This is a genomic window from Halorussus halophilus (genome assembly GCF_008831545.1).
Taxonomy (GTDB): domain Archaea; phylum Halobacteriota; class Halobacteria; order Halobacteriales; family Haladaptataceae; genus Halorussus; species Halorussus halophilus.
This window is the reverse complement of record NZ_CP044523.1, coordinates 1,599,094-1,612,702: the sequence shown is the minus strand read 5'-3', so window position 1 is coordinate 1,612,702 and position 13,609 is coordinate 1,599,094. Positions and strand designations below refer to the sequence as shown.

Annotated in this window: 16 protein-coding genes; 7 read left to right on the top strand and 9 right to left on the bottom strand. The window is 62.5% G+C overall.

Annotated features, from left to right (window positions below; all coding sequences use genetic code 11):
- Positions 1-96 precede the first annotated feature (96 nt).
- The 7 genes from F7R90_RS22125 to F7R90_RS22120 form a co-directional block, all read right to left on the bottom strand.
- A complete protein-coding gene (locus F7R90_RS22125) occupies positions 97-945 on the bottom strand; it encodes a hypothetical protein (RefSeq protein ID WP_192498437.1) in 849 nt (282 codons plus the stop codon).
- Between the two features lie 598 nt (positions 946-1,543).
- A complete protein-coding gene (locus F7R90_RS07915) occupies positions 1,544-2,239 on the bottom strand; it encodes a competence/damage-inducible protein A (protein WP_158056708.1) in 696 nt (231 codons plus the stop codon).
- A gap of 41 nt (positions 2,240-2,280) precedes the next feature.
- Positions 2,281-3,054: a DUF5803 family protein gene (locus F7R90_RS07910; protein WP_158056707.1), complete on the bottom strand. Its 774-nt coding sequence runs from the start codon at positions 3,052-3,054 to the stop codon at positions 2,281-2,283.
- Positions 3,055-3,056: 2 nt separating this feature from the next.
- The gene (locus F7R90_RS07905; protein WP_158056706.1) at positions 3,057-3,740 is read right to left on the bottom strand and encodes a DUF2110 family protein; all 684 of its coding nucleotides are present in this window, start codon (positions 3,738-3,740) and stop codon (positions 3,057-3,059) included.
- Entirely contained in the window at positions 3,741-4,277 is a 537-nt protein-coding gene (locus F7R90_RS07900) for a transcription factor (RefSeq protein WP_158056705.1), read from the bottom strand. It abuts the gene before it with no gap.
- Between the two features lie 409 nt (positions 4,278-4,686).
- Positions 4,687-4,872: a hypothetical protein gene (locus F7R90_RS07895; protein ID WP_158056704.1), complete on the bottom strand. Its 186-nt coding sequence runs from the start codon at positions 4,870-4,872 to the stop codon at positions 4,687-4,689.
- 200 nt (positions 4,873-5,072) lie between these two features.
- A complete protein-coding gene (locus tag F7R90_RS22120) occupies positions 5,073-5,243 on the bottom strand; it encodes an HEWD family protein (protein WP_192498436.1) in 171 nt (56 codons plus the stop codon).
- A 162-nt stretch (positions 5,244-5,405) separates the two neighbouring features.
- On the opposite strand from F7R90_RS22120, the gene F7R90_RS07890 reads away from it, so the two are divergent.
- The 4 genes from F7R90_RS07890 to F7R90_RS07875 all read left to right on the top strand — a co-directional run bounded on the left by F7R90_RS07890 (position 5,406) and on the right by F7R90_RS07875 (position 9,089).
- Positions 5,406-6,053, top strand: a complete 648-nt coding sequence (locus tag F7R90_RS07890; RefSeq protein WP_158056703.1) for a YbhB/YbcL family Raf kinase inhibitor-like protein — start codon at positions 5,406-5,408, stop codon at positions 6,051-6,053.
- Between the two features lie 67 nt (positions 6,054-6,120).
- Entirely contained in the window at positions 6,121-6,444 is a 324-nt protein-coding gene (locus F7R90_RS07885) for an EthD family reductase (protein ID WP_158056702.1), read from the top strand.
- Between the two features lie 48 nt (positions 6,445-6,492).
- On the top strand, positions 6,493-7,434 hold the full coding sequence (locus F7R90_RS22515; RefSeq protein WP_225741291.1) for a plastocyanin/azurin family copper-binding protein: 942 nt from the start codon (positions 6,493-6,495) through the stop codon (positions 7,432-7,434).
- A 98-nt stretch (positions 7,435-7,532) separates the two neighbouring features.
- Complete coding sequence (locus F7R90_RS07875) at positions 7,533-9,089, top strand: sulfite oxidase (RefSeq protein ID WP_158056701.1); 1,557 nt, start codon at positions 7,533-7,535, stop codon at positions 9,087-9,089.
- 50 nt (positions 9,090-9,139) lie between these two features.
- Here F7R90_RS07875 and F7R90_RS07870 read toward each other — a convergent pair whose 3' ends face one another.
- Positions 9,140-9,619: an FKBP-type peptidyl-prolyl cis-trans isomerase gene (locus F7R90_RS07870; RefSeq protein ID WP_158056700.1), complete on the bottom strand. Its 480-nt coding sequence runs from the start codon at positions 9,617-9,619 to the stop codon at positions 9,140-9,142.
- A 99-nt stretch (positions 9,620-9,718) separates the two neighbouring features.
- On the opposite strand from F7R90_RS07870, the gene F7R90_RS07865 reads away from it, so the two are divergent.
- On the top strand, positions 9,719-10,549 hold the full coding sequence (locus tag F7R90_RS07865; protein WP_158056699.1) for a substrate-binding domain-containing protein: 831 nt from the start codon (positions 9,719-9,721) through the stop codon (positions 10,547-10,549).
- A 12-nt stretch (positions 10,550-10,561) separates the two neighbouring features.
- On the opposite strand, the gene F7R90_RS07860 is transcribed toward F7R90_RS07865, so the two are convergent.
- On the bottom strand, positions 10,562-11,026 hold the full coding sequence (locus F7R90_RS07860) for a hypothetical protein (protein ID WP_158056698.1): 465 nt from the start codon (positions 11,024-11,026) through the stop codon (positions 10,562-10,564).
- Between the two features lie 176 nt (positions 11,027-11,202).
- On the opposite strand from F7R90_RS07860, the gene F7R90_RS07855 reads away from it, so the two are divergent.
- Together F7R90_RS07855 and F7R90_RS07850 are read left to right on the top strand one after the other, a co-directional pair.
- The gene (locus F7R90_RS07855) at positions 11,203-11,958 is read left to right on the top strand and encodes a DUF4397 domain-containing protein (protein ID WP_192498435.1); all 756 of its coding nucleotides are present in this window, start codon (positions 11,203-11,205) and stop codon (positions 11,956-11,958) included.
- Between the two features lie 239 nt (positions 11,959-12,197).
- Positions 12,198-13,400, top strand: coding sequence for a DUF4397 domain-containing protein (locus F7R90_RS07850; RefSeq protein WP_192498434.1), 1,203 nt, complete (start codon positions 12,198-12,200; stop codon positions 13,398-13,400).
- Positions 13,401-13,609 lie beyond the last annotated feature (209 nt).

Here is a 13,609-nt window from a genome sequence, read left to right as displayed (position 1 = left end):
AATCAGTGCGACTCTGTCGCAGGTAATCAGTGCGACTCCGTCACAGGAAACCAGTGCGGCTTCTCCCCCGAAAAATACGAGCTGATGCGGTAGCGCTTAGTAGCTCGAACCCTGCTGAAACTGCGGCGTCTGCTGGGTCGGGCCGTACTGCTGGGTCTGCGGAATCTGCTGACTCTGCACCTGTGGCGACTGCTGAGTCTGCTGACCCATTTGTGGTGTCTGCTGACCCATCTGCGGACTCTGCTGACCCATCTGCGGACTCTGCTGACCCATCTGCGGACTCTGCTGACTGTGCTGCTGGATCTGCGGCGTCTGCTGGCTACTCTGGCCGAACTGCTGGCTCTGGCCCTGCCACTGGGTGCCCTGTTGGCCCACCGACTGCTGGCCGATGGAGGACAACAACTTGTTCGTCGCATCGACAGTTTGGTCCAGCACCTGCAGCGTCTCCTGGACGTGTGGTTGTTGCTGGTGTTGCTGGAGTGTCTGGCGGCCCTGCTGGGCGACTCGCAGGAAGGCGTCTGCGAGTTCCGGTCCGTTGACCGAGTCGCGCGCTATCATCTTCTTGTTCAGTTCCGCGATGTCGGCGACGTCCTCACAGAGTCGCGCACACTCGGCCATCTGCGGGCCGTGTTCGATGCACTTGTCCGCACACCACTCGGCGACGTCCGACACCTCGTCGAACAGTGCGAGCGACTCGCGCAGTTCGTTCGACAGTTCCGACTCGAACTGCTGGCCGATTCGCTTGCGCTGGCCCATCGAACTTACCTTCCCGCCCATCTGCTGTGTGCCGAGCGACTGCGGTTGTTGCTGGCCCATCTGTGACTGCTGACTGAACTGTGGCTGTTGTTGGCCTATCTGTGACTGCTGGCCGAACTGCGGTTGCTGGCTGGTCTGGCCGTACTGCGTCTGTTCCCCACTCCCGGCGTGTTGCTGATGGTGCGTCATGATTGGTACTCCCCTTCGCTTAGGCACGTCTTATCCGGCCGAGCGCCCTTGCGAGCAAATTTCTATTCAGTCGATTCCCGCATAAACGACTGCGACCGTTCCCAATCGTTCAGCGCCGACAAGCTTGTGTTTCTCTCTCGTGGAAGCACGAAAAAACGCCACGTGACCGGTGCAGAAAGCGACGATTTCTCCGAGCGTTCTGTTCGGCGGACAGCTTCAACGGCTCCTTTCGGACGAAGCGCGCCATTCCGGGCCACAACGGTTAGGTCGGTGGAGTAATCGACATTTCAAAATAAATATTATCTCCGGTAGAACGGCTCGCGACTCGTCGTGGGGCGAGTACTGACTAGCTCACTCGCACGGTTCGTGTCACGCGTGACTATGCGTCTTAACTCTGAATCAACGTCTGCTAACTCCAAATCAGGAACTGTAATCGCCCTTGACAAGCGTTAAGACGGCGGCAGTAAAACCGTCGCGTATGTTCGCACTCGCGCAATCCGGTTCGAGTCTTCCCGCCAACGCGGCGGGCATCGTCACGACTGCTATCGGTCTCGCATTCACAATCGGCTGGTTCGTCTATCTCTATCGGTAGTCTCGCTCACTCGTTTTCTACTTCCGTCACTCGTTCGCGGAGCCACGCCGTCGCCCGGTCGAGTTCCGCTTCGTCCGTACTTTCGAGTTTGACCCGCACGTGGTCGCCGGGGTAGCTTCCGACTGTCACGTCGAAGTGCTCCTGTAGCTCTGCAAACCTGTCGATGAGGGCGCTCTCTGGCTCGTCTACGGCCACGCTCACGCTGTGTCGCTTCTCGCCCGAGAACTCCTCGGCGACCGACTCGAACATCGCCTTCATCTCTGCCGGAACGCCGGGCAGCACGTAGATGTTTTCGACGACACACCCCGGAGCGACCCCAACTTCGTTTTCGAGCAGGCGCGACCCTTTCGGGAGATGCGTCGTGCCATCGACCAGGTCTGCGTGGCTGTAGTCGTCGTGGTCGGCTATCCACGCTGCGGCGTCCGGATGTTCTTCGACCGGGACGCCGACGGCCGCCGCGACGGCTTCCATCGTCAGGTCGTCGTGGGTCGGACCGAGACCGCCCGTGACGATTACGGCGTCGTAGTCGGCGCGAAGTTCGTTGACGACGCGAGCGATGTCTGCGATTCGGTCGGGGAGGACGACCACGCGCTCGACGGTCGCACCGCGGTCGGCCAACCGTTCACCGAGCCACGCGGCGTTCGTGTTGACGGTGTCGCCGACCAGCAGTTCGTCGCCGACGGAGACGAGGGCTACTTGCATACGACTCGGTAGTCCCGGCAGCGACAAAAAGAGTGAGTTCCTCAGCCCATCCCCGGCGGCGGCCCGTCGTCGAACTCGTCGCCCGACGTATCGACGTTGAGGCCCATCTCCTCGCGCTTCCGTTCGAGTTCACGAATCTGGAGTCGGAAGTACCCGAGTCCGAGCAGCGCAAGCAGGACGCCGACGCCGACGATACCCGCGAGTATCGTCAGGTCGCGAGCGAGGTAGTACTGCACGTTGATGCTCTTGGCACTCACGTCGTCCCACGTGATGTGAACCCGTTCGGGCGGGTCGGTCGTCTGGTAGTCGTCCGGGCGGACGTGGCTCAGCAGGAAGTTATCGACGCGCATCCCGCGCGGCAAGACGACCTCGTAGGAGCCTTCGACGTAGGCGGGCATGCTGAACGACTTGCCGCGGTGTGGGGCGCTGTAGGCCAACTTCCCGTTCTTCGCGGGCGTGTGTACTATCGTCCTAGAGTCTTTCTTCTCGACTTCTATCTTCTCGGCTCCCACGACGGTGCCGTTCGGATACTGGAACTGCACGGCCGCGATTTCGACGGGGCGCTTCCCGCCGAGCGACTCGAACTCGTAGACGCCCAACTGGGTCCGGTTCGAGACGTTGTAGACGGCCTGATACTGGTCGCCGCTGATGTTGATGGTCACGTCCGAGGAAGTGTTCCAGTCGTAACTAGCCGACTGGTTCAGTTTCTCGTCGCTGATTTCGCCCGGTCCGAAGATACCGCCGGTACACCCCGCCGTAACCGCGAGGAGGGCGAGCGAACCGAACGCGAGGAGGAGGCGGTGTCGTGAGTTCATCGTTACGGGATGACGCAGCGAATCTCAGCGGGGAGGTACTCGCCGATGGCCGCGAGCAGGCCCGGCGGGTCCGTCCCTTCCTTGCAGACGATGCTCTGTTCGAGCAGACCGAGTCGTTCGACGGTGACGATGTCGTTAGCGTGTCCTGCACGGTTGACCGTCGCGCGAACTTCGCCGCGAGTCGCGCTGTTGACGTTCACCCGACCCGTGCCACGGGTCCAGTCGTACAGTCGGTCGCGCTCTTCGTCTGCGAGTTCGGATGCGCCGGCGTTTCCGTCGCCCTCGCGGTAGACGAACCGGAGCGGCATGTGCTGGACGAGACCGAACCGCTCGACGATTTGGATGGGCGTCCCCTGTCCGAGTCCGAGGTTGTCGGCGGGAATCTCGATGTCTCGTCCTGCGTCGAGGACGATGCCGTCCTCGCCCCACGATTCAAGCGTGCCGAGGTACGTCTCGCCGTCCTCGAAGTTCGGCGTAACTTCGCCGTAGGCCTCGCGGAGGACGTTTCGCGCGACGACTTCGTCGTCGCCCTCGATGGTCACGATTGCGAAGTTGTCTTCGCGCACCCCGATGGTGTACTCCACGTCTAAGTCGCCGATTTCGTTGTCCACGAGCGACCGGAGCGCGTCTCGTGAGCGTTCGTAGGCGTCACCGCTGACGTACACCTTGGTGGCGAGTACGACCATCTACGCCTCTGCCTCTTCGCGTTGCTCGACGTTGAGTTCCGACCGCAACTGCTCGATGCGTTCCTCCATCGAATCGACGAGGCGACTGTTCTCCATCGATTCGAGCGGGGAGCCACACTCGGGGCACTCGAAGCCGAAGTCCATCGCCTCGCCGAACTCGAAGCGAATCGAGCAGACCTCACAGAGGTAGAACTCGTGTTGGTACTCGTACTCGCGGCGGTGTTCGAGCGCGTCGAGCAGGCGGTACATCTCCTCTTCCAAGTTACCGGGGATGTTGTCGTACTGGAACGTCCAGAGGTAGGTGAGCCACCCCGAGTCCTCGTCGCGCAGGCGACGGTAGGTGGCGAGGTCGTTCTCGTAGAGGATGAACAACGCGCGGCGCACGTCGTTCAGTTCGAGGTCCAACTCCTCGGCGAGTTCCTCGTCCGTCACTTCGCCGTCCGGCGGGGCCGCCGCCACGGGCATGCCTTTCGGACCGACCAACTCGTGAAGATATTTCTGAATTACTGGGTCGCCCAGTAAGTCCTCAAAAGCCATTATCGTATATGGGGGCGTTCGACCGTTTAAAACCATCGGGACCAAAAAACGGACGCGGAGAATTCTGGCCGCAAGACAGCCAGAATTCTCGCGTCTTCTTCGCATTGGTACGACTTCCGCACAGCACCGCCTGGGCCACACGCCTCCCTAACCGATTCCTTCGGTCCTCCCGACCGGTCGTCCCTCAGTCATCCACCGGCAGACTGCGCTTCGCTTGTCTGCCGAGCCTGCACTCGCTTCGCTCGCGCAGACCTCGCTCGAACAGGTCGCACCACGAGGCACCGACGGACAACCGCGTCCGTCGAGCCTGCGTTCGCTTCGCTCACGCTGAGCGCGACCGCGCGCGCCGAGGGTGGTTGAATGGTTTCTCGAATTTCCATTGCCGAACCGGCGCGTGCGGTCGCGGCGGTCACTCGAAGCGCGTGACCGCCGCGACGTTCGCGCGAGGGATGAGGACCACAGGCCCGGACGACGCGCTCCGGCGCGTCGTCCGTACTGAGGACCGCAGTCGGGTGGGGAGGAACGCGAGGCGCGCGGGCAGTGCGGAGAGCGGGCCTCGGATTGCGAGCGGCGAAGCCGCGAGCGTGTGGCTCATGCGGAGCAGTGCTGTGCGGTCTTCTAAGTATCGGGAATAGCTAGCTCTGACGAGTTCACAGTGGTCCAGCAGTTACGAATTCGTTCGAGTCCATCACGTTCTCAGCAGTAGCCACTTCAACTCAATTTACTTCTACTCACCAGTAGCTACCCTCGCCAAATTCACAACGTCAAAATCAACAAATCGGTATCTAAACTCCGCTAGTTCCGAATCGGATTGTGGGAGCCGTTGATGTCCCACTCGTGGATGCAGAAGGCGTTGCCAGACTCCTCCTCGCTGGCAATCGTCCAGTTGTCTACCTCCGCGTCCCATTCGTCGCGGCGTCCACAGCGCTGACATTCCCGGCTTTCGGGCGGGTGCAGTCGAGCCATCAGTCGATACGACGACGCGAGGCTACTTAAACGAAACTGCCGCGGCGATGATTAGAGCGACCGTCTCGACGGGACTCGCTCGCCAGTATCGCCGGTTGCGGCGCGAAAACGACTCGTTGCGGCCCAAAGTCGCTTCACCGATGGAGATGTACACCGACCGCTATGCGTAGACGCACGCTGCTGCGCGCGATCGCGGTTGCGACGATGGGGATGGGCGTCGTGACGGGGAGTCGGGGCCGTGGCGGGCAAGAGACCACGACCGGAGGAGATACGCCAACCACCACTGCCGAAGGGACGACAACGGGAGAAACGACGACCACTGCCGCCGGGGACGGCCAGTTCACGTTCTCGACTCCGGCGTTCGAGGACGGCGGGACGTTCCCGACCAGATTCACCTGCGACGGGCGAAACGTCTCGCCGCCGCTCCGCATCGCCAATCCGCCGGAGAGAACCCAGTCGTTCGCGCTCGTGATGGACGACCCGGACGCGCCGAGTCCGCCGTTCATCCACTGGCTCGTGTGGGACATCCCGGCCGACACGCGGGAAATTCCGAGAAACGTTCCGCCGGGCAGGCGAGTCGAGTCGCTCGGTGCGGTGCAGGGAACGAACGGAGCTGGAGATGTCGGCTACGCGGGGCCGTGCCCGCCGGAGGACGACCCGCGACACACCTACCTGTTCAGCCTCTTCGCGCTGGATGAACCGCTCGGACTCGAACCGGGCGCGGAGTACCGCGAAGTGCTCCGCGCGCTGTTCCCGCGAGCCATCGAGCGAGCGCGATTCGTCGGGCAGTACGCGAGAGGGGGTGGATAAACAACGACTGAGAGCAGTTCTGCAGACCGACAATTCCAAGTCGGTTCCGGGCGGGGGTTCGACTGTAATGATTAAGATGGTCAACATGCTCGTCCGCGAGGACGACTACACCCACGAGGAGTTCGTCGAGTACTGGCTGAACGACCACGCCGAACTCGCCGAGCAGTTGCCCGGCCTGCAAAAGTACGTCACCTCCACGCCGACCGACCCCGAGCAGTCCAAATTCGACGGCGTCCTCGAACTCTACTTCGAAGACATGGCCGCACTCGGGGCGGCGTTCGACTCCGAAATCGGGCAGGAAGTGATGGCCGACGCCGAGTCGTTCATCAAGATGGAAGAAGGCCCGCAAGTAATCGTCGAGGAGACGGTCCAACTGGACGACACCCAGTAGAAAACCACCCGAACGCTTTTGCGCGACAATGCCGACAGTTGCTTCGTCATGGGGGAACACGACGGGACTGAAACGGGTGTGGACGACGACGCGTCGAGCGGGGGCGAATCGCGCCGGACCTTCTTGCGGACTGTCGGGGCGGCCAGTGCGCTCGGGGGTGCAGGTGTTGTCGGGGCGCAGGAGACGACGACTGAGCAAGAGACGACGACCAGTGGCGAGGAAACGACCAGCGTAACGGGCGACGTGACGACGATATTGCTCGGCGCGCGGACCGATTACTGGCTCGGCCTCGCACCGCAGGAGATTGAGGGAGTCCAGAATCCGACGCTTCCGCTCCGCGCTGACGGGCAGTACCAGCTACTCTGGGTCAACTTGGACGGCGAGCGACACCGACTTCTGATAAACGACGATTCCGGCGAGACGCTCGAAACGGGCGACTTCTCCGAGGCAGTCGGGGCGAAGCGGGCACTGCCCTTCGTCGCCAACGAGTCGATGGCCCAGTACCAGTGTGAGTTCCACCCCGAGCAGATGCGCGGAAGTCTCGAACTCGGCGACGGATTCGGAAGCGAGACGACAGCAGAAGAGACGACCGAAGGCGGAGAGACGACGACGGGAGAAGGAGAGACTACTAGGGATGGAGAGACGACTACTGGTGCCGAAGGTGGCCAGACGGTCGATGTCGCCGTCGGCCCGGAGGGGAGCTACCTCCGATTCGTCCCCGAAGAAGTCCAGATTTCGGTGGGTGACACCGTGCGCTGGACGTTCGAGAGCGAGGGCCACAACGTGACTGCAAAGTCTGAGGCGTCCTCGAAAGTCCAACTACCGGAGGGTGCCGAACCGTTCGCGACCTACGAGGGGAATCGCTCGTTCATGATAGTCGAAGTCGGCGAGACGTTCGAACATACCTTCACCGTGCCGGGAACCTACGTCTACGTCTGTGCGCCCCACGAGGACCAAGGGATGGTCGGGCGCGTCGTGGTGAGCGAGTAGGCGAGAATAATTAGACTCTCGACACGATTCGATTAACGGTGAATCGGGGGCGACCCCAGAGGGAATTTTATGCTCGTCGGTACCGGTAGACGGGGTGTATGTCTGGGGAGAATGGGGAGAACGACGCGGAGCATCGAACGGGGCGACAACGGTATCTCGACAGACGACGGTTCCTGATGGCGACGGGGACGCTGGCAGGAGTGGGCGTGCTGTCGGGGAACGTCGGGGGACAAGACGGCGGCACGACGACAGCGGGTGGTGAGACTACCACGGAGTCCGGAACGACGACACAACAGCCCGAAGAACCGAGCTTACAGGAACAGTATCCTGGCCTTCGAATCCTCTCGGCGGACCCGCAGAACGCGGAGGCAGCCTCGCGGACGACCTACGAGAGCTTCATCACGCCCAGAGAGGAACACTACATCCGGAACCACTACTCGACGCCGGACATCGACGCCGAGGAGTGGACCGTCTCGTTGACGGGCGCGTTCGATGAGGAAGTCGAACTGACGATGGACGAGATTCGCAACGACTTCTCGACGGAAACGGTCACGCACACGATGCAGTGTTCGGGCAACGGCCGGTCGTACTTCGAACCGCAGGTCGGTGGCAACCAGTGGACGTTCGGCGCGGTCGGCAACACCGTCTGGACGGGCACGCCGCTGAGCGACATCTTGGAGGAGTACGGTGCGGACACGAGCCAGAACATGTGGCTGTCGGCGATGGGCGGGGAAGCCCCGGAGGGTGAGGACATCTTCACGCGCTCGATTCCCATGTCGAAGGTCATGGACGACTGTCTGCTCGCCTACGAGATGAACGGGAGTCCGATGAACGACGACCACGGGTTTCCGGTACGACTGCTCGTGCCTGGGTGGTTCGGCAACAACAACGTCAAATGGGTCCAACGGCTCCACCTCATGGACATGATGGTGTACGGACCTGAGTGGGAGACCGAAGACCAGCAGACCTACACCCACTGGCAGCAGTACTCCTACCGTCTCATCCCGATAGACGAGGAGGTGAACACCCGACCGCGAATCGACGTGTTCGACACGCAGGACCAGATGGACGACCCGGACATCCGCTACCCGTACATGTACGACCAGATGGTGAAGTCGCTGGTCGGCTATCCGCCGGAAGACGCGACGGTGACGCCCGGACCAGCCGGGACTATCGAAGTGGTCGGCGTAGCGTGGGCGGGCGACGACGAAGTAGCCAGCGTCGAAGTTTCGACCGACGGCGGCGAGAGTTGGTCGGAAGCGGAGTTCTTCGGTCCCGTCGTCGGAGCGACCTCGTGGCGACAGTTCCGCTACGTCTGGGAGCCAGAGCCGGGCGACTACACCGTCATGTCGCGGGCGACCGACGACCGAGGGAGAACACAACCGGCGACCATCTCGGCACCCGACGAGAAACTGGTCCGGATTACCGACGACAAGTACCCGTGGAACGTGGACGGCTACGGTGCGACGGCATACGAACCGCTCGGCGTTGCCGTCACGGTGTCGCAGGGCGAGACGGAGACGCCCGGCGGCGAGACGACTACGGCTGGCGGGACGACGGGCGGACAAACCACGACGACAGGTGGCGAGACCACCACGGTAGGTGGCGAGACGACTACGGGTAGTGAGACGACGACAGACAACTCGTCGTCGTAGCGTTCGCGTCTCTTTTGGTAGCCAGCACTCGCTGGTACTCGCTCCGTTGTTCAGCCGTCCTGATAGGCGTCCAGCAGTTTCAACTCGAACTCGACCGGCACGCCCGCGAGTTCGTGGTTGAAGTCCACCGTGACCATCTCCTCGCCGACGTCGGTAATCCAGCCAGTGTCGCCCGCCTCGCTCCTGACGAGTTCACCCGGTTCGGCAGTCACGTCGCTCCGCGCTTCGAGTTCTTCCCGCGAGACCTCCACGACTTTCTCGTCGTTTCGCTCGCCGAACGCCTTCTCGGGACCGACTCTGACGGTTCGCTCTTCGCCGACGCGCATCGTCTCGACGGCTTCGTCCAACCCCGGAACGACCTTCCCCTCGCCGACGCGGAACTCTAGCGGTTTGTAGTCGCGGTGGTCGTGGTAGACGCCCTCGTCGAGTGCGACGTCCACGTCCGTCGTCTCGAACACTTCGCCCACGTCTTCCCCCGCTGCGATTCGCCCCGTAAGGTGGACGACCGCGATTTCTCCCTCGGAAGTCATGTGCTACCGCACGACGCGGGTCCTCTTGAGCCTCACGACCACTGAGTAACCAATTTTGGTTACAGAAACGTTTTGACGGTGGGGATAATCGTTACGTCCATGCCAACCCGGCGGGAGACCATTCGGCGAGGCGCGAGCGTGCTGGCAGTCGGCGGTCTCGGCACGCTCGCCGTCGCCGAGACCGGGAGCGACCCGCGGAAGTCCGCCGACGTTCTCGTCGCCGGAAGCCTCCAGTCGGTCGCCACGAACGTCGGCGAAGCGACCGTCGAGGCCCACGGAAGCGTCGCCTGCCGACGCCTGCTCGAAGACGGCCTGCGAGACCCCGACGCCGTCGCGCTGGCCGACCCTGCACTCTTCTCGGGACTCGCCAAGCAGGTGACGACGTTCGCTACCAACGCGGTGGTGCTGGTCCTGCGGCCGGGACTCGCCGACGAAGGGAGTGAGTCGAGCACGAGCGACTGGCGCGCGGTCGTCCGCGATTCGAACCTCACCGTCGGGCGTACCGACCCCGACCGCGACCCACTCGGCTATCGAACGGTGATGGCGCTCCGTCTCGACGACGCAATCGACGCCGAGTCGGCGCTCTCGGAGACGAAGCTATTCCCCGAGACGAGTCTGCTCCGCACCCTCGAAGGAGGCGGTATCGACGCCGCGTTCGCCTACCGGAACATGGCCGTCGAACACGACCTGCCGTACCTCGAACTGCCGGAGGAAATCGACTTTTCGAATCCCGCGCTGGCCGACCACTACGCCAGCGCGAGCGTCGAGCTATCGGACAGAACCGTGCAGGGCGCGCCGATTCGATACGGCGCGCTGGCGCGGACCGAACGTGGCAAGCAATGGGTATCTACGGTCACCGAGACAAGAGAGACGCTACAGGATGCGGGGTTCGGCGTTCCGGAGTCGTATCCGAAATCGCTGAAAATCTGAGTTCGAGGACCGCTACACTTCGAAGTCCGGCAAGTCCTCGGGGGCTTCGTACTCGGCTTCCCAGTCGATGAAGTCCGTTTCGAGTACGTCACAGACGACTTGGCCGAGTTCCGTCATCGCGGCGTTGATACCAGACACGGTGTTCCACGAGTTCAACTCTTCGTGGTACTCCTTGACCTTCCAGTCCTCGGGGATGCCCGGCGCGTGGTAGCCCACTCTGTCGGCGAAGTCGTCCCAGAAGAAGTCGAACTCGCGCAGGAGTCCGAGGTCCTCGACGATTGTGAATTCAGCTTCGGTCAGGTCGGTGTGTTCGGACCACTCACCGAACGCCTGCGCCCACGCGCCGTCTCGGAGGAACGTTTCGAGTTCGTCGCGCCGATAGTCGGTGTCACCCTGCACCTCCACGTCGTCGTACTCTTGGGTGTCCTTGCCGGTCTCCAACTCCGGCGGGTCCGGGGTCGCCACGTCGAGTGTCATGTTCGAGGAGTACGCCGAGATGTCGGATAAGCCTTCGCTCCGCCCGCGAGCGAATGAGGCGGTGTCTCGGTCGCCGGACCGTGCGTATTGACCTCTTGCGAACCGTCAAATCCTCGCTTTCGGCGTGGACGGTCGTCTCGATTTATGTACCGAACGTCCTCAGAGTCGCGTGCGTTATGTGGAATAAACAACTAAAATCGAATGGGCGTATCGCAATCGCACTCGCAGTAGTCGTGCTGGTGGGATTCAGCGGACTCGGAGCGGCGTTCAGTGGGAGCGGGAGCGGCGACACAGCACACGTACGGGTCGCGCACATGTCGCCCGACGCGCCAGCAGTGGACGTGCTGGTGGACGGCGAAGCGGCCCTCGAAGGCGTCGAGTTCGGTGCAGTCAGTGACTACCTCCAGCTATCCGCTGGCGAACACGAGGTGACCATCCAGACGACGGAGGACGAGACGGTCGTCTTCGAGGACACGGTGTCGTTCGAAGCGGACACTCGCTACACCGTCGCGGCGGCAGGTGAGGTCACCGAAGAGACCTTCGAACCGCTCATCTTCGAAGACGACTTCGAGACGGACGAAGAGAACGCCTCGGTCCGGCTGATTCACGTCTCGCCGGACGCTCCGGCCGTTGACGTGACCGTCGAGGAGAGCGGTGCGGTCCTCTACGACAACGTGAGCTTCGGCAACGCGACCGACTACGCCGAGGTGCCCGCTGGCAACTACACACTTGAAGTTCGGCCCGCGACCGAAGACGACGACGGTGAAGTCGTCGCGACGTTCGACGTGTCGCTCGACGGTGACACGGCGTACTCGGCGTTCGCGGCAGGCTACCTGAACCCGGACGAAGCGCCGACTGACGAGGCGTTCGACCTCGTCGTCGCCGTCGATTCGGACAGCGAGGCGATGAACGAGTCGATGGTCCGAGCGTAGGAGTCGGTGGTTCGCGCGTAGGCTGTGTGGCCAGTTCTTTTTCGAGCGTACTCGGGGCTCGTTCGAGCGTGCTCGGGACTCGTAACCGACGATTCGACGGCGTTACAACGCGCCTAATCGGTAAAATCGATAGTTGTCGAGTGGTGGGGTAACGTTTACGAACGGCGGCCCGTCGCCCGCGTTCCGACTACGACCGATTGAATCGTCGGAACGCGGATTACCGGTCCGGACGGTCGTCTGTGTTTAATACCGAATCGTCTGTCAGTGCAGACGACATGGGGGAGAAGTACGAGTTTCTGAAGCGGACGACGGCGATGATTTTCGTGCTGGTGGTCGTCGGGAGTCTACTCGTGGGAGCGAACGCCCCGAGTGACCCGGCGAACAGAGCAAATGCTCAAGGGACGACGTCGTTCGTAGACACGACAGAGACGACGTTCAACGATACGGTGCGGGAGAATCGAACTCGAAATCGAAGCGACCGACAGCAACGCCGACAGCGCGGGACGGCGCTCGTCAGATTCGCGCACATGGCTCAGAACGCCTCGGCAGTAGACGTGTACGTGGACGGTCGGCGATTGAACCAGTCGAACGTGCTGTTCGGGGACCTCGGCTACGGTAACGTGACCGGTTACCTCCGGGTTCCTGCGGGTGAACATCGAGTCACCGTCACGGCCGCTAACGACCGGAGCGACCGGCGGTTCCGGGGGACGATAACGTTCGCGCGCGACGGCCGGTTCACGCTCGCGGCGACTCGCCGGACCAACGACGGCCTACGACTGCAAACGTTCCGTGACCGCATCGTGCGACCCGGCCCGGGCGAAGCGTCAGTTCGAGTCGTCAACCTCGCGCAGAACGCGCCCGCGGTGTCGCTCCGCGTCACCCGTCCACGGGACGGCCAGCGACAAGGGAACCAGTCTCGTCGCATCGTCGCTCGGCGAGTCGCGTCGAATCAGGCCTCACAGTACCAGTCCGTCTCCGCTCGATTCTACACCATCGACGTAGTGCAGGCGAGCGATAGGAGCATCGTCTTCGCCAGCGTCAACCGGTCGCTCGAACGCGGCACGGTGTACACGGTGTTCGTCGCCGGACGCGGGCAGGGCGCAAATACCGCGGAAGACTCACTCGACGTGTTCGTCAACGTCGATGGCGTCCGCTCCGGTGGAGACGGACGGTTCGGCACGACTGTCGACGGGTTCTACAACGGGACGACGAACGGCGGGTTCTTCGGCGGCACGACCGAGGATGGCTTCTTCAACGGAACGACGGACGGCCGGTTCACCGCGACGACCGAGGATGGCTTCTTCAACGACACGACGGATGGCCGATTCACCGACACGGCGACCACGGATGACGGCTTCTTCGACGGGACGACGGACGGCCGATTCAACGACACGACCGAAGACGGGTTCTTCAACGACACGGAGACGGTGAATTCGAGCTAGAGTCGCCGTTGGGAGTCCACGCACTTTTTCGCGCTCGCTGGAACCGAGCGACCGGTGGCGAGCGACGAACGTGGTACTCGCTCTGAAACCGACGACGAGACCGCCTCGTTCGGTGGCGTAACGGGCGTTTCGATTCCGTGAGACCCGGCCTAACCCCTGAAAGAACAGGTTTGTGAGGTACTGCGGCCGATTACGTTCGTGGACGGTCG